The sequence below is a fragment of the Afipia sp. GW822-FHT04G07 genome, from assembly GCF_058800765.1.
Window position 1 is genome coordinate 264,772 of record NZ_JBXAMP010000002.1, and the last position, 21,809, is coordinate 286,580.

At 61.8% G+C, this 21,809-nt stretch carries 19 protein-coding genes; 8 read left to right on the forward strand and 11 right to left on the reverse strand.

Annotated features, from left to right (window positions below; all coding sequences use genetic code 11):
* Positions 1-16: 16 nt before the first annotated feature.
* Positions 17-2,389: an efflux RND transporter permease subunit gene (locus AC1RKJ_RS20960; protein WP_492793049.1), complete on the reverse strand. Its 2,373-nt coding sequence runs from the start codon at positions 2,387-2,389 to the stop codon at positions 17-19.
* A 268-nt stretch (positions 2,390-2,657) separates the two neighbouring features.
* On the opposite strand from AC1RKJ_RS20960, the gene trhO reads away from it, so the two are divergent.
* The 7 genes from trhO to AC1RKJ_RS20995 all read left to right on the forward strand — a co-directional run bounded on the left by trhO (position 2,658) and on the right by AC1RKJ_RS20995 (position 8,845).
* Positions 2,658-3,470, forward strand: a complete 813-nt coding sequence (gene trhO, locus AC1RKJ_RS20965; protein ID WP_492793050.1) for an oxygen-dependent tRNA uridine(34) hydroxylase TrhO — start codon at positions 2,658-2,660, stop codon at positions 3,468-3,470.
* A gap of 8 nt (positions 3,471-3,478) precedes the next feature.
* Positions 3,479-3,706 (forward strand): SlyX family protein, encoded by a 228-nt coding sequence (locus AC1RKJ_RS20970; protein WP_492793051.1) that lies wholly within the window; start codon positions 3,479-3,481, stop codon positions 3,704-3,706.
* 217 nt (positions 3,707-3,923) lie between these two features.
* Positions 3,924-5,105, forward strand: coding sequence for a substrate-binding domain-containing protein (locus AC1RKJ_RS20975; protein ID WP_492793052.1), 1,182 nt, complete (start codon positions 3,924-3,926; stop codon positions 5,103-5,105).
* Between the two features lie 188 nt (positions 5,106-5,293).
* A complete protein-coding gene (locus AC1RKJ_RS20980) occupies positions 5,294-6,061 on the forward strand; it encodes an ABC transporter ATP-binding protein (RefSeq protein WP_492793053.1) in 768 nt (255 codons plus the stop codon).
* On the forward strand, positions 6,058-6,780 hold the full coding sequence (locus AC1RKJ_RS20985) for an ABC transporter ATP-binding protein (RefSeq protein ID WP_492793054.1): 723 nt from the start codon (positions 6,058-6,060) through the stop codon (positions 6,778-6,780). Before AC1RKJ_RS20980 ends, AC1RKJ_RS20985 begins: the two co-directional genes overlap by 4 nt.
* Entirely contained in the window at positions 6,777-7,787 is a 1,011-nt protein-coding gene (locus tag AC1RKJ_RS20990) for a branched-chain amino acid ABC transporter permease (RefSeq protein ID WP_492793055.1), read from the forward strand. The genes AC1RKJ_RS20985 and AC1RKJ_RS20990 overlap by 4 nt, the downstream gene beginning before the upstream one ends.
* Positions 7,784-8,845, forward strand: a complete 1,062-nt coding sequence (locus AC1RKJ_RS20995; RefSeq protein ID WP_492793056.1) for a branched-chain amino acid ABC transporter permease — start codon at positions 7,784-7,786, stop codon at positions 8,843-8,845. Before AC1RKJ_RS20990 ends, AC1RKJ_RS20995 begins: the two co-directional genes overlap by 4 nt.
* Positions 8,846-8,943: 98 nt before the next feature.
* On the opposite strand, the gene AC1RKJ_RS21000 is transcribed toward AC1RKJ_RS20995, so the two are convergent.
* The 7 genes from AC1RKJ_RS21000 to AC1RKJ_RS21030 form a co-directional block, all read right to left on the reverse strand.
* Positions 8,944-9,411, reverse strand: a complete 468-nt coding sequence (locus AC1RKJ_RS21000) for a cupin domain-containing protein (protein ID WP_492793057.1) — start codon at positions 9,409-9,411, stop codon at positions 8,944-8,946.
* Positions 9,412-9,594: 183 nt separating this feature from the next.
* Complete coding sequence (locus tag AC1RKJ_RS21005) at positions 9,595-10,371, reverse strand: alpha/beta hydrolase (protein ID WP_492793058.1); 777 nt, start codon at positions 10,369-10,371, stop codon at positions 9,595-9,597.
* Positions 10,372-10,576: 205 nt separating this feature from the next.
* A complete protein-coding gene (locus AC1RKJ_RS21010; protein ID WP_492793059.1) occupies positions 10,577-11,860 on the reverse strand; it encodes a DUF445 domain-containing protein in 1,284 nt (427 codons plus the stop codon).
* 129 nt (positions 11,861-11,989) lie between these two features.
* Positions 11,990-12,478, reverse strand: a complete 489-nt coding sequence (locus AC1RKJ_RS21015) for a phasin family protein (RefSeq protein WP_492793060.1) — start codon at positions 12,476-12,478, stop codon at positions 11,990-11,992.
* A gap of 157 nt (positions 12,479-12,635) precedes the next feature.
* Positions 12,636-13,232: a GNAT family N-acetyltransferase gene (locus tag AC1RKJ_RS21020; RefSeq protein ID WP_492793061.1), complete on the reverse strand. Its 597-nt coding sequence runs from the start codon at positions 13,230-13,232 to the stop codon at positions 12,636-12,638.
* The gene (locus AC1RKJ_RS21025; RefSeq protein ID WP_492793062.1) at positions 13,229-14,323 is read right to left on the reverse strand and encodes a PHA/PHB synthase family protein; all 1,095 of its coding nucleotides are present in this window, start codon (positions 14,321-14,323) and stop codon (positions 13,229-13,231) included. The genes AC1RKJ_RS21020 and AC1RKJ_RS21025 overlap by 4 nt, the downstream gene beginning before the upstream one ends.
* Positions 14,320-14,706 (reverse strand): hypothetical protein, encoded by a 387-nt coding sequence (locus AC1RKJ_RS21030; protein ID WP_492793063.1) that lies wholly within the window; start codon positions 14,704-14,706, stop codon positions 14,320-14,322. The genes AC1RKJ_RS21025 and AC1RKJ_RS21030 overlap by 4 nt, the downstream gene beginning before the upstream one ends.
* Positions 14,707-14,921: 215 nt before the next feature.
* On the opposite strand from AC1RKJ_RS21030, the gene AC1RKJ_RS21035 reads away from it, so the two are divergent.
* Complete coding sequence (locus AC1RKJ_RS21035; RefSeq protein WP_492793247.1) at positions 14,922-15,806, forward strand: alpha/beta fold hydrolase; 885 nt, start codon at positions 14,922-14,924, stop codon at positions 15,804-15,806.
* A 6-nt stretch (positions 15,807-15,812) separates the two neighbouring features.
* Here the strand turns inward: AC1RKJ_RS21035 and AC1RKJ_RS21040 are convergent, their stop codons facing one another.
* From AC1RKJ_RS21040 to AC1RKJ_RS21050, 3 genes are all read right to left on the reverse strand, one after another.
* Positions 15,813-19,055 carry a bifunctional cytochrome P450/NADPH--P450 reductase gene (locus AC1RKJ_RS21040; RefSeq protein WP_492793064.1) on the reverse strand — a complete coding sequence of 1,081 codons (3,243 nt, stop codon included), beginning with the start codon at positions 19,053-19,055 and terminating at the stop codon, positions 15,813-15,815.
* A gap of 148 nt (positions 19,056-19,203) precedes the next feature.
* Entirely contained in the window at positions 19,204-20,211 is a 1,008-nt protein-coding gene (locus AC1RKJ_RS21045) for an alpha/beta fold hydrolase (RefSeq protein ID WP_492793065.1), read from the reverse strand.
* A 15-nt stretch (positions 20,212-20,226) separates the two neighbouring features.
* Complete coding sequence (locus tag AC1RKJ_RS21050) at positions 20,227-21,768, reverse strand: WS/DGAT/MGAT family O-acyltransferase (RefSeq protein ID WP_492793066.1); 1,542 nt, start codon at positions 21,766-21,768, stop codon at positions 20,227-20,229.
* Positions 21,769-21,809: the final 41 nt, after the last annotated feature.

The following is a 21,809-nucleotide window of genomic DNA, read 5'->3' on the forward strand; positions in this document are numbered from 1 at the left end:
CTCTAATTTGCAGGCTCTAATTTGCAGGCTTGGGCTTGCCGGCCCACGCCGCCTTGATGCGGTGAGATGTGCTGATGAGCCACATCGCCGTCGGCCGCAGGATGAAGAGATCGGCGATCAGGGCGGCGATCATCGAGAAGGCGCTGAGCCATCCGAACAGCCGCAGCGACGGCAGGTCGGAGAACACCGTCACGACCAGCCCGCAGGCCAGCACCACCGTGGTCAGGATCAGCGCCGGTCCCACCAGCACGGTGGCGCGTTCGACCGCCTGCGCCTCATCCACGCCCGGTTTTTCTTCCAGCCGCAGACGGTTGAGGAAATGGATCGTCGCGCTCAATCCCAGTCCGAACGACACGGTGAGCGCGACCACGCTGGCGAATTGCAGCCCCTCCCCCATGAACCACAGCACCGTGCCCGACAACACCACCGGGAAAATACCCGGCAGGATGCTGGCGAACATGACCACCACCGAACGGAACGCCAGACCGATGAAAGCCGCGACCAGAATGAATTCGATGGTGAGGCCGTGGTTGAGCTTGCCGATCATGGCCGCGCTATTGCGGGCGGCGATGGCGGAGAGACCCGTGACCGCGATCTGGTAGCCCGGATGTGCGGTGCGAACCACGCCCATCGCGGCATCGAGCTTCTCGACCGTCGGCAGGATCTGGCTTGAGTCCAGATCGGGCACGCGGCCCGACACCACGACGGCGTCCTGATTTTCCGAGATGAACCGCCGCGACAGATATTTCGGCAGCACGTCGACATATTCCTTCAGGATCGCGACGTCGGAACGGCCCGCCTTTTCGGCAAGCCAGCGCCGCAAGGTCTCAAGCGACCAGACGTTGCCCACGCCAGCCTGCTTCTCGATGATCGTATGGACCGCTGCGATGGTATCCAGCGTGTCCTTGTCGTAGAGCGACTTGCCTTTGGGGAATTCGATCAGCACGTCGATCGGATTGGCGCCGGTGAGCTTGGCATCGAGACGGGATGAGGCTTCAACCGCCTGCTGCTTGTCCGGCACCTGGTCGGCCAGCCGGTAGCGAGGCTCGAGGCTGGCGTAAATGATGCCGAGGCCAATCACCACGAGCAGCGCGATCAGGCTGAACAGGCCGGGACGGCCAACCATCCGCACCGCGATCCAGCGGCAGAACGCGCGCAGCGCCTCGACGCCCCTGTCCGCGCCCTTCACCTTGGTGGCGAGCAGATTTTCCTTGCGCACCAGCAGCACGCCGAACACCGGCACCAGCGACAGCACCGCGATCAGCGCGATGATCGTCGCCATCAATCCGGCCTCGCCGAAGGTGCGGATCAGATCGGAGTCCGAAAGCTGCAATGCAAGGAACGACAGCGCCGCAGTGCCGTGGGTCAGCACGCAGGCCGGTCCGACGACCAGCACGGCGTTGCGGAAGGCGGTGTATTTGTCTTCACCCGCAATCAGCCTGTCGCGCGCGGCAAACGTCAGCTGCATCGAGTCCGCGAAACTGATGACCATGATGAGCGGCGTCATCACGTTCAGGAACATGTTGAGGCTGAAACCGAGCCACCCCAGCGTGCCGATCGACAGCAGGATCGCCAGCAGCGGCGGGAATGCCGCCACGATCATGAAGGAGACGCGGCGGAAGAAGATGATCGCAATGATGCAGCCGGCGAGAATGCCGGCGATGTTGTAGGTCAGCCCGTCACGTTCGACCGCGTTGCGGATTTCAAGCTGCATCACCGGCACGCCGGACAACTGGCTGTTGAGGCCCGTCCCCTCCAGATCGTCCGTCATGATCTTGCGGACTTCGCCGATGGTGGTTTTGAGGCCCTTATCGCCGACAATCGCGGGGTCCAGCGCCAGCACGATCAGCGCCAGCGTGCCGTCCTCGGACAACAGCTTGCCCTTGATGACCTCGTTTTCCTTCACCCGCTTGATGAAGGCGTCGTAGGCAGCGCCTTCGGGCAGCGTTTCGGGAAACAGCGCGGCGGGAAGCCGTCCGCCTTCCGGCGGCTGCCGGGCAGAAAACAGCGAGATGATGCCGCGGGTGCCGTCCACCAGTTGCAGATCGGTGACCAGGTCGCGCAGCTTCTCGAGCGAATTGCGCTCCAGCAGCGATTTGCCTTCCACAACCACCAACACGTCGTACTCGCTGGAGGGGAAGCGCTTGGTCACTTCTTCATATTGCCTGTATTCCGGCGTGTCGGACCGGAACAACTGGCTCAGCGAATCGTCGATCTTGATGCGCTGGATGCCGAACACCGCGACCACGCACAGCGCCAGCAGAACGGCGGCCGCCACCTTCGGCGCGCGCAGCGCGATCAGCCCGATCCGTTCGAGCCCGAACGCGATGCTGAAGGATTTCTTGCCGGCGGCGTCCGGGGCGGGATCGTGTGAACTTCCGTGGGACAATGGCAATCCGATTCGATAAGGGAACTGGCCGGTTTTTCTAGCAGATTTCCTGCGATAGCGAGGCGGCCCCGCCAAAATAAGGCGGGATGGCCCGGCCGGCGGTGGGCGATCACCGGCCGCCCGGGATTGCCTCAAAATGCCGCAATTTTTTCAGGAAATTCAGCCGCGGCGGTCGGAATGCCTTGTCCCGAACGCGCCTCGCACCGGCGGCGAGCCCCCTCGGAATACCGATTCCTCCTCCGGCCGTGCTCCTGATATAAGCCCCGCCATGTCGTACAAGGTCGCCGCTTTCTATCAGTTTGTCGCACTCCCGGACTTTGAAAACCTGAGGGAGCCGCTGCGCAACATGTGCGTGGCGCTGGACATCAGGGGCATCGTCCTGCTCGCCGCCGAGGGCATTAACGGCACCGTCGCCGGCCGCGACGGCGCGATCGACGCGCTGGTGAACCAGTTGCAGAACGGCGCGCTGTTCGGCGGCCGCCTCGACAACCTTGAGCTGAAATTCTCGAACGCCGCCGACATGCCGTTCAACCGGATGAAAGTCCGGCTGAAAAAAGAGATCGTGCGGCTCGGCGATCCTGACACCGATCCCAACGCCAAGGTCGGTGTCTATGTCGATGCCGCCGACTGGAACGAGCTGATTGCGCAGGACGACGTGCTGCTGCTCGACACCCGCAACGCCTTCGAGGTCGAGATGGGCACCTTCGAGGGCGCGGTCGATCCGAAGATCACCCGCTTCGGCGAGTTTCCCGATTATGCCGCGCGCGCGCTCGACCCGAACAGGCACAGGAAGGTCGCGATGTTCTGCACCGGCGGCATCCGCTGCGAAAAGGCCAGTTCCTACCTGCTGTCGCAGGGCTTCGAGGAGGTCTATCATCTCAAGGGCGGCATCCTGAAATATCTGGAAGAGATTCCCGAGGCGCAGAGCCTGTGGCGCGGCGAATGTTTCGTGTTCGACCAGCGCATTGCGCTCGGCCACGGACTGTCGGAGCGCGCCAAGCCGGGCGACGGCAAGGATCACACCGATGCGGCCGAGATCGACATGAGCGAGCAAGCCCAGACCGAGCAAGCCGATGACTGAGCAAGCAGATGACTGAGCCCAAATCGCCCTCACCGTCCCCGGAGCGGATCGATGCGCTGGAAATCCGCATCGCCTATCTCGACGAGATCATCGAGACCCTGAACTCCACCATCACCGCGCAATGGAAGCAGATCGATGCGCTCAGCCGCGAGATGCTCCACCTGCGCGAGCGGCTCGATGACGCCGAGATGAAATCCGGCACCGCACCGTCATCGGAGCCCCCGCCTCATTATTAATGGGAGGCTGCATGAATGGGAGGCTGCGGCCGTTCCGGCCCCGAAGGGGCCTGGTTCTCTGGATTGCTTCGCTCCGCCCGCAATGACGAAGGGTCCGGCCATTTCTCCACATTGCGAGGAGCGCAGCGACGAAGCAATCCAGCTTTCCCGAGCAAAAAAATTGGTAATTCCAATCCGGCTCTGTATGGTCCTGCCCAAGACCAATGGGAGGACATCGATGCGTAAGATTGCTATTTTTGCAGGCCTGACGGCTGCCGCGCTGGCATTGCCCGCGTCCGCGCAAGACCTGAAGATCGCGCTGATCCACGGCAAGACAGGCCCGCTGGAAGCCTACGCCAAGCAGACCGAAACCGGCCTGCGCATGGGTTTTGAATACGCCACCAAGAACACCATGACGGTCGATGGCCGCAAGATCGTCCTCATCACCAAGGACGATCAGGGCAAGCCCGATTTGGCCAAGGCGGCGCTCGCCGAAGCCTATCAGGACGACAAGGTCGATCTCGCCATCGGCACCACGGCGTCGGGCGCGGCGCTCGCCATGCTGCCGGTCGCCGAGGAAAACAAGAAGGTGCTGATCGTGGAGCCGGCGGTTGCCGACGTCATCACCGGCGAAAAGTGGAATCGCTACATCTTCCGCACCGGACGTAACTCGTCGCAGGACGCGATCTCCAACGCGGTCGCCATCGGCAAGGCGGGCGTCACCGTCGCCACGCTGGCGCAGGACAACGCCTTCGGCCGCGACGGCATCGCCGCGTTCAAGGAAGCGCTGTCGAAAACCGGCGCGACACTGGCGGCTGAAGAATATGTGCCCGCCGCCACCACCGACTTCACCGCGGGCGGCCAGCGCCTGCTCGACGCACTGAAGGACAAGCCCGGCCGCAAGATCATCTGGGTGGTCTGGGCCGGCGGCGGCGATCCGCTCACCAAGCTCCAGGACATGGACCCGAAGCGCTACAACATCGAAATCTCGACGGGCGGCAACATCCTGCCTGCGCTCGCCGCCTACAAGCGGCTGCCCGGCATGGAAGGCGCGACCTACTATTATTACGGCATCCCGAAAAACCCGATCAACGAGTGGTTCGTCGCCGAACACCAGAAGCGCTTCAACGCGCCGCCGGACTTCTTCACCGCGGGCGGTTTCGCGGCAGCCATGGCGGCGGTCACCGCCGTGCAGAAGGCGAAATCCACCGACACCGAGAAGCTGATCGCGGCGATGGAAGGCATGGAGTTCGATACGCCGAAGGGCAAGATGATGTTCCGCAAGGAAGACCATCAGGCGCTGCAAAGCATGTATCACTTCCGCGTCAAGGTGGACCCGAACCTCGCCTGGGCTGACAACGAACTGGTGCGCGAGCTGAAGATCGAGGACATGACCATCCCGATCAAGAACAAGCGGTAAAACTTCTCACCTCTCCCCGCCTGCGGGGAGAGGTCGGAGACTGAGCGCAGCGAAGTCTCCGGGTGAGGGGCTTCTGGCTGATTGCAAAAGAAAGCCCCTCACCCGCTCGCTTCGCTCGCGACCTCTCCCCGTAAACGGGGAGAGGTGAAAAAGAAGCCACTCGCATCAAATCTCTGACAGCGAACGCCATGCCCCTCACCCTCGAAACCCGCGACCTGACGATCCGTTTCGGCGGCCATGTCGCCGTCAATAAAGTGAGTTGCACGTTTCGCCCCGGTGAGCTCACCGCCATTGTCGGACCGAACGGCGCGGGCAAGACCACCTACTTCAACCTGATCTCCGGGCAGCTTCGCCCAAGCGCCGGCAATGTGCTGCTCGCGGGCGAGGACATCACGCACCTCACAGCCCCCTTACGCACGCGCAAGGGCCTTGGCCGCGCCTTTCAGCTCACCAATCTGTTTCCGAATCTCAGCGTCGAGGAAAACGTCCGCCTCGCGGTGCAGGCGGCATCCGGCGTGCATTACGACATGTTCCGCACCTGGACGCACCATCGCGACCTGATCGAACGCGCCGACGCCATTCTCGATTCCATCGCGCTTGGCAATCGCCGCACGGCGGCGGCGGCCGCGCTCTCCCACGGCGATCAGCGCAAGCTCGAAGTGGCGCTGATGATGGCGCTGGAGCCGAAGGTCTTCATGTTCGACGAGCCGACCGCGGGCATGAGCGTCGATGAAGTGCCGGTGGTGCTCGACCTGATCGCGCGGCTGAAGCAGGATCAGAGCAAGATCATCCTGCTGGTCGAACACAAGATGGACGTGGTGCGTTCGCTCGCCGATCGCATCATCGTTTTGCACAACGGCCAGCTCGTCGCCGACGGCAAGCCCGCCGAGGTGATCGCCTCGCCCATCGTGCAGGAAGCCTATCTCGGCATCGCGCCCGGAAAGACCGCCGCATGAGCGACATGCTGACCCTCACCGGCGTCCACACCCACATCGCGCAGTATCACATCCTGCATGGCGTCGATCTCAATGTGCCGGAAGGCCAGATCACCATGCTGCTCGGCCGCAATGGTGCCGGCAAGACCACCACCCTGCGCACCATCATGGGGTTGTCGCCGCCCTCCTTCGGCACGATCACGCTCGCGGGCGAACGCACCGAGAAAAAGACAACGCCGGACATCGCAAGCCTCGGCGTCGGCTACGTGCCGGAATCCATGTCGGTGTTTTCCGATCTGACCGTGAAGGAAAACCTGATCCTTGCCGCGCGCGAAGGTCCGCTCGACGATGCGCGGCTGCAATGGATCTTCGGATTTTTCCCCGCGCTGAAGCGGTTCTGGCTGTCGCGCGCCGGATCGCTCTCCGGCGGACAGAAGCAGATGCTGTCCATCGCCCGCGCCATCGTCGAGCCGCGCAAGCTGCTACTGATCGACGAGCCGACCAAGGGCCTCGCCCCCGCCATCATCGTCAACCTGATCGAGTGTTTCGCGGAACTGAAAAAACGTGGCGCGACCATTCTGCTGGTCGAGCAGAACTTCCGCGTCGCACAGGACATCGGCGACAGCGTGCTGGTGATGGACAACGGCAAGATCGTGCATCGCGGTACGATGGCCGAACTCGCGAAGGATACGTCCTTGCAGGAAAAGCTGCTCGGCCTCAGCCTCGAGGCGCATCAATGACCGATATTGCGGTAACCGATCCACTCCCGAAGGCCGCGCGCGACTGGCTTCCGCTGCTGCTGCCCGTCATTCTCGCTGTCGTGATGATCCCGCTGATCGGATCACCCTCCACATGGGTGACGCTCACGGTGGCGAGCCTCGCCATGGGCATGATGATCTTCATCATGGCGTCGGGCCTCACGCTGGTGTTCGGCCTGATGGACGTTCTGAATTTCGGCCACGGCGCGTTCATCGCGGTCGGCGCCTATGTCGCGACACTGGTGCTGGTGCCGATGGCGGGATACGTGCAGGCCGACTCGCTGTGGCTCAATCTGCTGGCGCTCGCGCCCGCAGCCCTGCTGTCGATGGCGGTGTCCGGCGCGCTCGGACTTGTGTTCGAGCGCGTGCTGATCCTCCCCGTCTACGGCAATCATCTCAAGCAGATCCTGATCACCATGGGCGGGCTGATCGTCGCCGAACAATTGCTCTATGCGCTGTGGGGACCGGAGCGCATTCCGCTGCCGCTGCCGTCGTCGCTGCGCGGCTCCTTCATTTTCGGCGACATCGCGATCGCCAAATACCGCGTGCTGGCGATGATCGTCGGCCTCGTCGTGTTCGGCTTCATCCTGCTGGTGCTGAACCGCACCAAGATCGGCTTGCTGATCCGCGCCGGCGTCGAGAACCGCGAGATGGTCGAAGCGCTCGGCTATCGCATCAAAAGGTTATTCCTCGGCGTATTCATGGCGGGCTCCGCACTGGCCGGCCTCGGCGGCATCATGTGGGGATTGTACCGCGAGGAAATTCACGCCGCGATGGGCGGCGACCTGATGGTGCTGGTGTTCATTGTCATCATCATCGGCGGCCTCGGCTCCATCGGCGGCTGTTTCATCGGCGCGATACTCGTCGCGATGATCGCCAACTACGGCGGCTTCCTGGTGCCGAAGCTGGCGCTGATCTCGAACATCCTGCTGATGGTCGCGATTTTGATGTGGCGGCCGCGCGGACTCTATCCGGTGACAAATCGATGAAGATTCTTTCCGGCGATCCACCGCGCAGCCGCGTTCTCAGCCTTCTCCTGATCGTCATCGTGACGCTGCTCGCGCTCGCGCCGTTCTTGTTCCCCGGCGCCAAGGCGATGAACGTCGCCACGAAAATCTGCATCTTCGCGGCGCTGGTCGCGTCCTACGATCTGCTGCTCGGCTACACCGGCACGGTGTCGTTCGCGCATACGATGTTCTACGGCATCGGCAGTTACGCCATCGCGATCGCGCTCTACGGCATGGGGCCGACATGGGCGGCGGTCGCCACGGGCATTGTGATCGGCCTGCCGCTGGCGGCGCTGCTCGCGCTCGGCATCGGGCTGTTCTCACTGCGGGTGCAGGCTATCTTCTTCGCGATGATCACGCTCGCGGTGGCATCGGCATTTCTGGTGCTGGCGTCACAACTCTCATGGCTGACCGGCGGCGACGACGGGCGCAGCTTCCAGTTGCCCGACCTGCTGCGGCCCGGCACGGTTCTGATCTCGAAAGACACGTTCGGCTTCGAGTTCAACGGCCGCACCCTGACCTATTACATCGTGTTCTTCGCGTCGGCGGCGATGATCCTTGCACTCTTGAGAATTGTGAATTCGCCGTTCGGCCGCGTGCTGCAAGCGGTGCGCGAAAACCGCTTCCGCGCCGAGGCGCTCGGCTATCGCACCGTGTTTCACCTGACATGGGCCAACGTGCTGGCCGCACTGGTCGCGGCATCCGCAGGCGTGCTGAATTCATTGTGGCTGCGCTACGCCGGGCCCGACACGTCGCTCTCCTTCGCCATCATGATCGACATTCTTCTGATGGTGGTGATCGGCGGTATGGGCACCATGTACGGCGCAATCGTCGGTGCTGCGATCTTCATAATTGCGCAGAACTATTTGCAGGCGCTGATGGGCGCCGCCTCGAAGGCGACCGCGGGCGCGGGCATTCCGGTGTTGCCGGATCTGCTGCATCCCGACCGCTGGCTGCTCTGGCTCGGACTGCTGTTCATCGCCAGCGTGTATTTCTTCCCGACCGGCGTGGTCGGAAAGCTGCGCGGGAAAAAGGCTTGAGAGCAGTTCCTCGCTCGTGATCGCGAGCGAGGCGTCGCAAGCCCCTGAGCTCCGTCATTGCGCAAACCATGACGCAGGCTCTCGTTTCCCCTCAGTTGCTAATTGTTCTTGCGCGGATCATCAGCCGGGTTGACGTAGATGATGTCTTGAGGCCCCATCCCGTGCAACTGGATGATGCTGTCCTCGGTAAACCACGCATAGTGCTGCATGCCTTTCGGAGCGCGCGCAAAACCTCCAGCCTTGAGAGCACTTCCATTTTTATCGTCGAACGTGCCACCCATTCCGATGTTGAACGTCCCGGAGAGGACTGTGACATTCTCATCGTTCGGGTGTGTATGCGGGGGCACCTTGTATCCGGCAGGCAGCTTCACCCGAACAACATAAAACCCTTCCTTCGACGGATCACCGCTCAGCACGGCTATCTGCGCACCTTTCGGGAAAGCCGGCGGTGCCGCCCCCCATTTCAGTCGGTCCGGGGATACAACCGTGTGGTTGTCGGCAGCCGCAGCCGGTAACGGAAGCAGAATGATCAGCGACAGTGCAGCGATCAGAGAGACGCGCTTCATGGCATTCCTCCCGATGTGTGCCGCGCATCAAGATGCGCAGACGCCCACCAGCCCACGCGCACATAATCAGCGCACGGCATGAATGCCAGCCCCCGATAGGATTATGCGAACCTACAAGCACGTCCCTCGGGAGACCGCGCAGAGGCAGTTCCCGGGACAGGCATCTCCAGCGAGGTCAACCGTTCAGCGGCTCGGATCGGGATACACCAGACCGCGCCAGCCGCCGCGATCGAACGGCGTCCACTCGCCTTCCTTCTGCGCGAGGCGATCCGCGACGGCGTAGACGATGGCGGGATGATGACCCATGCCGCAATGGCTCGCGCCCGACACTTCGATGTTCTCCACCAGCGCACCGGGCTTCTTCTCGATACAGCCCTGCCACGCGCAGATGCCGTCGGTGCGGCTGAAGATCGCCGTGGTCGGCACCGGTGGCGTGGTCGCCATCTCGCCGCCGAAGTCCGGCTTGGTGTCGTCGGCGCGCTGTCCGCTCACCGCTTCATAGACACGCCATGCGTTCGTTGCTTTCGGGCTGCCCGCGAACGGACTGCCGAGCGTAATCACAGAGCGCACGCGATCCGGCATCATCTTCGCAAGCTGCCGCGCGTAGAGTCCGCCGAGACTCCAGCCGACGAGACTGACCTTGCGGCCGCTGGTCTCGTTCATTTCAACGAGACGATCGACCAGTCCATCCTGCACGCCCGGACGCAAACCGAGATTGCGGCCCTGCCCCCAGCCGCGAACGGCATAGCCGCGCGTCTTGAGGAACGAGCGCAGCGGACGCGTCGATGTATCGCTTGTGACGAGGCCCGGCAGCACCAGCACCGAATGCCCGTCTCCCTTCGGCGCAAGACTCAGCAGCGGCAATGCGGCGAGGAACGCGCCAAACTCGTTGATCGCGCGCGCTTCCAGAAACATCAGCGTGCGCGACGGCGGGCGAAGCGCGTGGGCAGTAGCGGACATTCGAAAAATCCTTTTCGTTTATTCGCGCCGGTCACGAATTTCCGGCGTGTCTAGGAAAGCTGGTCACACGGGGACGATATTGCAACGCACCAAACGATCAATTTTTCATTCTAGACACGGATTCGCATTTTCGCCATTTCGCCATTTCGGACTCAGGTTCGTCACCACTTCGCCGCCAGATCGCCATCCGGATTCTTCAGCGATTTCAAAGGGCCTTTATCAGCACTTCGGCGCTATGAAGGGCCAATCCCGCAAGCCCTCCGATCATCGCGCCGTTGAAGCGGATGTACTGAAGATCCTTGCCGATATTGATCTCGATCAGGTTGATGAGCTGATCCATGTTCCAGGACTTCACCTGATCGGAAATGAAGCGCGAGACGCCGCTCTTCTGATCCGCGATGAAGCTGCGCAGCACGACCACGATGCCCTTGTTGATCTCGCCGCGCATGTCGGCGTCGCCCGCGAGCTGTTGTCCCGCCTTCACGAACATATCGGTCAGGTGCTGTGCAAGCACGTTGCTCTCGCCCCGCGCGTTCGCCTCGATAAATGTTTTCACATTCGACCAAATGTCGCGCGCGAGCGACGCCAGTTCGGGCCGCGCGAGCAGATCGCGCTTCAGGCCGTCGAGACGGTCGCCATAGGTTTTGTCGCTCGCAAGTTTTTCGGGAAGTGTCAGCAGGATGCGATCGACCTCATCGCGAAACGGATGCTTCGGATCGGCGCGCACCTCGTCGAAGAACGAGGTTGCAGAAGCGGCGATCTTGTTCAGCAAAAACCTGTCGGCACGATAGAGCTTGAGCAGCGTCGGCAACTCGTTGCGGATTTTCTCGCGCAGCAGCGCCAGCGTCTCCGGTTTGTTGAGCGTCTCATGCAGCGACTGCAAGAGATCGTCGAGCATTCCCTTGTGGCGGCCCTCGGCGATGAAACCGCGCAGCGTTCCCGCGGCCAGCGGCGCGAGATCGACGCTCTGCAATTGCGTGACGATGCGGCGCGTGACGAACGTCTTCAGGCCTGACGTCTCGGCGGCGGACAACGCCTCCGGCAGCAGACGAAGGACGAAGCGCGCGAGGTCCGCGCTTTTCTTCGGATCGGTCAGCCAATCGGAAATGAAGCGCGCGAAATCGACCTCGCGCAGTTTCGCTTCGACCGGAACAGGGCTTAAAAAATGGACTTCTATGAACTCGCCGAGCTTTTCGGCGATGCGGTGCTGGTTATGCTGGATGATGGCAGTGTGGGGAATCGGCAGGCCGAGCGGCCGCCGGAACAGCGCAACCACGGCGTACCAGTCCGCGAGGCCGCCGATGGTCGCGGCTTCCGCGAACGCGGCCAGAAAACCGAATCCCGGATGCACGTGCTCCATCATTTTTGCAATGATGAGCACGCCGACACATCCAAAGAGCACGAGCGTGGCGAGCGTCTTGACGCGGCGCAGTTCGGCGGCGCGCGCGATGTCGCCCGCATCCGCGATCAGCACGAATTTGTCAGTCATGATTGACCTCGATTCGCCGACATTGCACCGCGAACCCGATCCTCGTCAAAGGCAGGCGGTGGCAAACAAAGGCCCGCTCGAGGCGGGCCTTTGATCGTCGAATTGTAATCAGGTCTCAGGAAGCGGCGATCAGGCCGACTTAACGGACGCCGCGACCTTCGAGAAGTTGTCCTGCGCGGTCTTCGCACCGTCAGCGATCAGCTTGCCGAAGTATTCGGTGGTCGCCTTGGCGCGGGCCATGACGATTTCGCCCTGGGCGCGGAACAGGTCGCTCTGGATCGTCACGGCTTCGTTCAGCGTCTTCGCCGAAGCGAGCTTGTCGATGCCGGCGAACAGCGCCTGCGCGTCGTCGTAAACGGCCTGCTGGATGTTGCGGGAGATCTTCGCTGTCTCGCTGACCGAACCGGCAACGGCGGTCTCGATGGCCGAGGTCACCTTCTCCGAACCGGTGTGGAGGTCGGCGGCGCGATCCTTCGCGGTGCCGGCAGCCTTCTTCACGAACTCACGCGCAGCTTCAGGAACTTCCACGTTCGGGAAATTCTTGAGCGCGTCGGTGACAGGCGCGAAGGCGGTCTTGACGGTGTTCAGCACGGATTCGGTGTTGAAAGAATTGGTCATGGTGGTCTCCATCCTCAGGGTTTGACTAATGGCTCACCCCGTCCGGTGTGGCCCGGGGCACGGTTGTTATGCCAAAGTCTATGACGCGATGCAACATCAATGTTGCATTGCGTCATCACGAGATCGTGATGAAATAAATCGTAGTCTTTTAAAGAACTTAGCTGACGGCGCCGGTCACGCCATAAGCTTCAAGCTGAGCCCGGACCTTGGAGACGTTGTGCCCCAGCACCACGATGTCATGGGTTCTTCCCGACAAATCCCTCACCTGATCGTGGAGAAGGGCTTCGGCCTTGAAGCCAAGGCTCTCAAACAGGGCGATCGCGCCCGTCTGATCGACCGTCATCTGGGCGACGATCTTTTCCAGCCCAGCCCCCAGTGCTAGCGCAAAGGTTTCCTGAGACAGCGCCCGCCCCACCCCGAGGCCCCGGACCTCCTTGGACACCACCATGCGGATTTCACCGACATGGGGCGACCACGACAGCAGGTCACGAACGATGGTGCCGCAACCCACCACCGTGCTGCCCTTTACCGCCAGCAGGCTTGTCATGCCGCCGCGCTCGATCTCCTTGATCCAGGCCGACAGCACCTTGGGCTCGCTGATGTTGCGCGGAATGAACAGCAGATCATGGACCGGCAGTTTCTGCGCGAAGGCAAGAACAGCCGCTTCGTCCGCCGCCGTCATATGGCGAAATTCGATTTCACCGCCTTCGGTAGCGACACGGCGAGGATAGGTACGCTCTTCGGTCTTGCTCATGTGGATCGCTCACTTAACCAGGAATCGAGTTTGGGCCAGAGACGCTTGATGGCGTTCGCACCGGCGACGAGGCTGACGTGGCCGCCCTTGAGGATGACCTCGGTCTTGTCGGCCGATCCGATCTTCAAAATCAGATGCTTCGCGGCATCGTAGGGCACGATGTGATCGTGCTCGGCGACCGCGTGCAGCACCGGCACCTTGATTTTGGAAATGTCCGCAAGACGTCCGCCCACGGTCATCGTGCCGTTATAGAGTTTGTTGTCCCACATCAGATCCTTGGTGGTCTGCCGGAAATACTCGCCGGCCAGCGGCAGCGTGTCCTGGGCCCACCGGTCGAACATGCGGAATGATTTAACGTACTCGTCGTTCCAGATGTTTTCCCAAAGCTGAATCTGCCCGACGGCGCGCGACGCGGGCCGCAGCATCTCGAACGACGACAGGATCATTTCAGGCGGCACGTTGCCGACACCATCGACCAATCGATCCACGTCGAAATAGCGCCGGTCCGAGAAATTCTGGAACAGCTTCATTTCGCGGAAATCGATCGGCGTCGTGAAGCACACCAGATTTTTCACCGGGCCGTCGTGGAAGATCGATGCATACAGCAGCGACAACACGCCACCGAAGCAATAGCCGATCACATTCACATCGGTCTCGCCCGAATCTTCCTGCACGCGCTTGACGCAATCCGGAATGAAGCCGAGCACGTAGTCTTCCATGCGCAGCGATTTTTCTTCGGGGCGCGGCGCAGTCCAGTCGAGCATGTAGACATCGAAGCCCTTCTTCAGAAGAAATTCGATAAAGCTCTGGCCCGGCACCATGTCGAGGATATAGCCGCGGTTGGTCGTCGCCATGACGATCAAAATGGGGATGCGATAGATCTCATCCGCCAGCGGCCGGTAGTGATAAAGATTCATCGTGCCTTTGGAGAGGATAATGTCTTTCGGTGTCGATCCCAATGCGGGTCCGGAGGACGCGAAGTACTCCACGCCCTTGATGCTGCGCTGGATGGCGCGCTGTACTTCCGACTGTATGCGGTCTCCGACCTGCGCGATATCCGCGAGCGCGCCCGGATTTGCCGATGCATTCATGGCGTGCCTCCGCCTGAGGCGGATGGAGGCTGCTTGGTGCGCGGCGGTTTCGGCGCAGCCAGTCCATTGCCTTGTGATGCGACGTCGGCATGCACGCGGTTGAGCAGCGCCCTGATCTCGTTTAGCTGCCCTTCGATCGACTGCAACCGCTCGCCCATGCTGACCATCTGCGCGCGGCTCGGCAAATTCATGCTGACCAGATAGCGCTCCATGAGATCGCCGACGGTCTTCTGGGCGCCGACTGAAGCGCCGGTCAGCTGATGCGTGACCTTGCTGAACTGTTCCGACCCCATGACCTGGTTGGCCATGGCATTGAAGCCTTTTTCCATTTCGGCAAGCATGGTGTGCCACACCTGCACGGGGTCGTTCGGTTTGTCAGCCATAGGCGCCCTCCGGAAGCGTTAACGGGTGCCCGCCGGGCCCCGCTTTTTTCTTTGTATTCCATACCGTTGCGAGACCGGGGTCAACCGACCAGCGGTTTAAAACGGCCATGATGCCGCTCCGCCTTCTGCAAGCGGCAAAACCATGCCATAGGGGATTAACTTTATTCATTTCAAGGGATGCCGACGTGAACGCACTTCCACACCAGCCGCCGCAGATGGCGAAGGCCAACGGGATCGAGCTTTGCTACGAAATCTTCGGCGCGCCCGATGCGGAGCCGCTGGTTCTCATCATGGGCCTCGGCGCCCAGATGATCCTCTGGGACGACGACTTCTGCCGGGACCTGGCTGGGCGCGGCTTCCGCGTCATCCGCTTCGATAACCGCGACATCGGCCACTCGACCAGGATGTCCGGCGGCAAGCCGCTTCGCCCGATGGAACTGCTGAAACTGCGGATCTTCAAGATCGCGCCGGAAGCGCCCTACAAGTTATGGGACATGGCGAACGATGTCGTCGGCCTGCTCGATACGCTTGGCATCAGGAAGGCCCATATCGTCGGCGCGTCGATGGGCGGGATGATCGCGCAAGAGATCGCGATTCAGCATCCCGACCGGGTGCTGTCTCTGACATCGATCATGTCATCGACTGGTAATCCGAGACTGCCGCAGCCGACCCGCGAAGCATCCGCAATGCTGCTCGCGCCTCCGCCGACCACCAAGGAAGAATACCTCACGCGCTTCGGCCAGACTTGGAAGATCTTGCGCGGCGGCAGCTTTCCTCTCGACGAGGCGAAGGACCTCGAGCGCGCCGAGCGAACCTACGCGCGCGGGCTCAATCCCGCGGGCGTTGGACGGCAACTGCGCGCGATCCTTGCGTCGGGCAGCCGCAACGAACGGCTGAAATCAGTGAAAGCGCCGACACTCGTGATTCACGGCACGATCGATCCGCTCGTGAGAATGGAAGCCGGCAAGGACACCGCCGCATCGATTCCCGGCGCGAAACTGCTGCTGATCGAAGGCATGGGTCATGCGCTGCCGATACCGATGTGGCCGACGATCGTCGGCGCAATTGCCGAGCATGCGCAGGAGGCGCGCGCGAAGTAGCGCGCTTCAGCTCCCCGCCCACACATCGAGTACGTAGCGGTTCTGCGTACCCATCATGTCGATCCACTGTGCGGCAGCGGCCTCATCGGCTCCGGAGCGCTCGCGGTAGATCGTGGTCAGCACGCGCTTGACGTCAGGCTCCATCTTGCCGCCGTCGCCGCAGACATAGATGACGGCGCCTGCCTCGATCAGATTCCATACCTTGTCCTTCTGGGCCGCGATCAAATCCTGCACATAGCTTTTCGGCGTGCTGGCCCGCGAGAACGCGACGTGCAGTTCGGTAATGCCCTGATCCGCAAAGCCCTTCAGTTCATCGGCATAGAGGAAGTCCTGCTCGGGATGGCGACAGCCGAAGAACAGCATCGACGGACCAAGCGACTGGCCCCTGGCCTTCATCGCCGCCCGCTCCTGCAGAAAGCCGCGGAACGGGGCCAGGCCCGTACCGGGGCCAACCATGATGATAGGGGTCGATGGATCCTCCGGCAGGCGGAAGCCGGCCTTGGTTTCACGAATGACGGCATACACCACATCGCCCGGGCGACGGCTGGCGAGATAGTTCGAGCAGACGCCCTTGTAGATGCCCTGCCCTGAGATCGAGGGTGCCTCAACGACGCCGACGGTCACGCTGCATTTCGAAGCCCCTGCTACGGCTGGCGAGGACGAGATCGAGTAGTAGCGCGGCGACAGCAGCGAGAGCATTTCCAGATAGGTATGGAACGGCAGCTCGCACGCCGGAAATTCCTCCATGAGGTTGTAGACCGACTTGCGCTTGGCCAGAATTTCCGAACGGTAACGCTCGCTCGAGGCCGGATCGTCGCCGGTCAGCGCTTCCAGCTTCGGTTTGGTCATCGGGCAGCGGGTGTGCTCAGACATGATCTGGATTTGCTTGCGGGTTGCGATCTGCTGCAACTCCACGAATTCGCCGAGCAGGCGGCCGACCGACACTGCGTTGTCGACGGGAAGCTGCGCGCGGCGGCCGGTGGCCACCTGCAATCGCACCTGATCCGTCGGCAAGAAACCGAAGCGCCGCGATACCGCATCCACCAGCGCAGGCGCATTGCGCGGCACCACGCTGAGGTGGTCGCCGACACGGTAAGTGATGTTGTCCGGCAGTTCGACCTCGATATGACGTGTCGAGCGCGTCGAGGCATTTTCGCCCGACTTGTTCTGCAACTCGTCATTGACCACAAGCTTGACCGGGACCGCACCGCCGGACGCCGCCACGGTATTGACTGCGCTGTGCGCGACAGGCTCAACCTTGTAGAGCGGCTCATCGTTCGCTTCGCGGGTGAATCCCGTATCGATCGCGAATTCCTTCACCGCGATTTCGCGCACCGACGTGAACCATTTCTCGAACTGCCCGTCGAGATCGTCGCGGGCATCGCCCTCGCCGCGCACCACCGCGGCTGTTCCGCCATGCGCCGCAAGACGCTCGTCAATCATGCGCGGAATCGACTGATAGGTCGCCAGCCAGTCGCTGTTGCCGCAACCGAACACCGCGTAGCGGACGCCCTTGAAGGCATCCTTCGGCAAATCGCCGCTGATCCACTTGACGAACTGCGTGGCGTTGTCCGGTGGCGCACCGTTGTAGGACGCGCAGAAAATGATGACGCCACCCTGATCGCTCAGATTTCCGACGTAGTCATCGAGCGGCGCGAGCTTGGTGGCGAACCCATTGACCTCCGCAAGATCGGCGACTCGGTGAGCCAGATCTTCCGCCGTTCCCAGATTAGATCCGTAGAGAATAAGCAGCGGTGTGTTATGGCCGGGCCGGACCCGCGCCGGAGCCGCCGAGCCCGCGCTGTCGACAATCGCCGCAGACCCCGGACGGTTCGCCACGATGGTGCGATCCTTGTCCGAGCGCGCGCGAACCTTGATCTTGAAACCGTCGGGCTTGATGGTCAGCGTTTCCTTCAGCACCATCTGATAGCGCTCGTGATCGACCAGCTTGAAGCGCTGCAGGATCATGCCGAGCGCAAGCGCGGCTTCATGCATCGCAAAGCCACGACCGATGCAGGCGCGCTGGCCATTGCCGAACGGCTTCCATGCGTTGGGCGGCCGCTTCTTCTCCGCCTCACGGCTGAAATTTTCCGGATCGAACACGTCCGGGTGCGGTCCCCATACCGATGGGTCGCGATGCAGCGCCATCACCAGTACCGTGACGAAGGTGCCTTTCTTGAGCTTGTACTTGCCGCCGATGGTCTCGTCTTTCAGCGGCGTGACGCCGTAAGCCGGTGCTGGCGGCCACATTCGCAGCGATTCCTTCAATATCTGCGAGATATAGTGAAGTTGCGTGACCTGCTGAAAGGTCGGCTTGGCGTCAACATCGGCGCCGAGAACGCGGTCCACTTCCTCGTAAGCCTTGCGAAGCACCTCCGGATTCTTGAGCATGGCATAGATCGCGCACGACAGGAGGCCGCTGGTCGTTTCGTGACCCGCGATCAGGAAGGTATTGATCTGGTAGCGGATGTTGACGTCGTCGAGCTGCTCGCCCGTCACCTTGTCGACGCCGGTCATCATGGCGTTCAGCATGTCCTTGGTGCCTGCTGCGGCTTCCGCGTTCTTGCGGCGCTCGGCGACGATTTCGTCCACCATCTTGTTCATGAACGCGACGTCAGCCGCCATATCGGTGCGGCGCGCGCGCATGAATATCCCTTCAAGCGGGATACCGCGCGTCATCATGATCGTTTCGAGTGATCGCACCAGCGCGCCGACGAACGGATGGTAATCTTCCCGGTAGAACGAATTGAAGCGATAGTCGAAACCGCAGAGCCCGATGGTATCGAGCGTCAGCGCGGTCATGTCGTGAACGACATCGATTTCGTCGTCGGCGTTCAGCCGCTCCCATTTCTTGACGAGCTGTTCGGCGATGTCGACCATCATCGGGTGGTACGACTGCATCGCCCGGCCGCCGAACGGTGACAGCAGGATGTTGTGCGCCTTGGCCCAGTTCGGCTCGGTGGTGTCGGCAGTGAACAGCCCGTCGCCGCCAATCGAACGCACGCGGCGCAGCGCTCCGCGCACCGCCTTGTCAAAACGCTTCTCGTCGCTCAGTTCATCGACGAGATCGAATCCACCGACGATCACCAGCGGCTGACCCATCATGTCGAGCCAGAAAATCGGCCCAAGCTCCTTGGTCTTCCGCACCAGATCCTGCACCGGCGCCGTTGAATCCAGCGACAGCATGTTGCCGACGACCGGCTTCTTCGGCGGATGCGGAATCGGATTCAATTTATTCTGGGACGCCATCGCTCGGATATCTCCTGCCCACGTGACTTGCTCGACGTCCGGCTGGCCCGGAGCTTTTCTCCGAAGCTACTGTTCCGCCGCATCTTTTGCAAAGGCTTATGGCGCGAGGAGCTTGCCGGGGGTGGCATCCCACAAAAGTCACACCGTTTCAGCCGAACCGCCGCCTGCGCCAGTCCAGGATCTTGGCGCTGACCTCGTCGGGTTGCTCCTGTTGGGTCCAGTGGCCGCTGTCCTTGACGAGATATTTCTCGAGATCCGGAATGATCTTCTCCATTCCGTCGCAGGCTGACGGCGGCAGCACCTGATCGTTCTCCGCCATGATCATGAGCGACGGCACCCGCACCGTGTGGTCGATATGCGCTGAGCGCTCCCAGTTGCGGGTCATGTTGCGGTACCAGTTGATCCCGCCGGTGAAGCCGGACGCCTTGAACGTGTCGACAAACACCTTCATTTCCTCGGGCGACAGAATCTTCTCGCGCGGGTCTACCTTGGCGTCGTAGCCCGCCACCATCTGCGGAAACGCCATGTTCAGTTTTGGCGATGCGCCGAGGCCTCCGGCAGGCGGTCCGGCATCGGCCTCCACCACCGCCGGCTTCTTCTGCGGCATCGGCTTGCGCATGAAGAAATCGAATGTTTCCTCAACGCGGCTGCCGAAGATCTTGTCGGGCTTTCGCCCGGGATCCTGAAACTGCGCGATGTAGAGATGATCGCCGTAGCGCTGGCGCATCAACCCGACCGGATCGGTCGCCGTGCGCGGCGTGTGCGGCGTGTTGATTCCAATGACGCCGGCGACGCGCGAAGGGTGTCGCAGCGGCATCTGCCACACGATAAACCCGCCCCAGTCGTGGCCGACGAAAATCGCTTTATCGATTTTAAGATGATCGAGCAATCCGACCAGATCGGCCGTCAGGTTCTCGATGTCGTAGGCCTCGACGGGCTCAGGACGATCCGTCGCGCCGTAGCCGCGCTGATCGGGCGCGATGACCCGAACCCCTGCTTCGCTCAGCGTCTTGATCTGGTGCCGCCACGAAAATGCGATCTCCGGCCAGCCGTGGCACAGCACCAGCGGCGGCGCATCGGTCTTCGGGCCGGCGTCGTAGAAGCCCATACGTATGCCGTTGGTCTGGGCATACTGAAGCGGCGGCATTTCAATCATTGCAATGGCCGCGTTTCAGCTTGCGACGCTTGCAAGATTGCTGGGCGGCGCGTAGGCGGCGGCAAGGCGCGCGAACTCTCCGGGCAACATATCCGCCAGCACCTGCACGTTGGGAATAATATTCGCGCCCGCGATGAAGCCGAAGTCGAGCTGATCGCGATAGCTTTGCACGGTGATGTTCAGGGCAAGCCCGTGCGTCGCGATCGAGACCGGGAAGATGTGCAGCAGCTCGGCTCCCACCGCATAAAGCGTTTGTCGCGGACCCGGCACGTTCGAGATCGTGACGTTCGCGGCGGGCGGGAGCACATCGGACAGGTTGGAGCGGCTGTAAAGCAGCGCCAGCACCTGAATCAGCATCGGCGCGCCCAGCATCGCGACATTGGAGATCGAGGGCATCAGCGCCCGCAACGGATGTGACATTTCCTTGGATTTGGCCGATTGCGTGATGATCGCCTCGATACGTTCCTTCGGATCCTCGATATTGCTCGCCAGCGAGCACACCATGCCGAATACCTGGTTGTTCGCATCGTTGTTACCTTCCTCGCGCAGCGAGATCGGCACGGCCGCCGTCAGTGAGCGGCTCGGCAACCCGCCCTGCTCCAGCAGGTAACGGCGCAGCACGCCGCTCGACAGCGCCAACACCACGTCATTGAGTTTACCGCCGGCCCGCTTCGCCAGCGCCTTGGCTTCCGGCAGCGAGACGGATACACCCGCGAAGCTGCGCTCCGACGAAATCGACTTGTTCAGCATCGTGGACGGCGAAACAAGGCTCGCGATGCTGTCACGCGCCTTGGGATCGGAAACCTTCGCGATCATGTCCCGCATGCTTTTGGCGGCTTCGGGAATCCCGCCGATCATCTTGATGCCGCTCTCGATCTGGAACATCGCATTGTCGAACAGGATCGAGCCGAGATCGCTCTTGCCGCTACGCGGCAGGTCGAAGCTCTTGGCCGTGGACGGATCCAGCGGCTGACGCCAAAGCTGCGTGTAGGAATCGATCATATTGGTGGCGATATCGCGCGGCTCGTTGGCCGGCTTGTTCGGAACGATCTTCGGAAATTCACGCGGCACCGGCGTGATGTCGTAAATCATATTGGTGAGCGCGGCGCCCGCGCCGCCGTCGATACAGGCATGGTGCATCTTGGAATAAAGGCCAATCTCGTTGTTCGCCATGCCCTCGAAGACATAGAACTCCCACAGCGGCCGCGCCCGGTTGAGCAGTTTGGCGTGCATCCAGCCGACGGTGCGCTCCAGCATCGCGCGGTCGTGCGGCGCCGGGAGGCTCGCGCGGAAAATGTGGCGATCGATGTCGAACTGATCGTCCTCGACCCAGCTCGGGTTATCGATGTCGAGCGGCGCTTTCTCCAGCCGCGCCTTCAGGATCGGCGCAACATGAATCCGGCTCGCGATCATCTTCTTGAAGTCTTCGAAGAAGTCGCCTTGATATCCGTCCTTCAGCCTGAAGATCGCCATGCTTCCGACGTGCATCGGCATCTCGGGTGTTTCGAGATAAAGAAACGACGCGTCCATCGAGGACAGCTTCTTGGCGTGACTCATGTTACCCTCCCGTTTAACCGCCGCTGTCGCCTTTTGGCGTT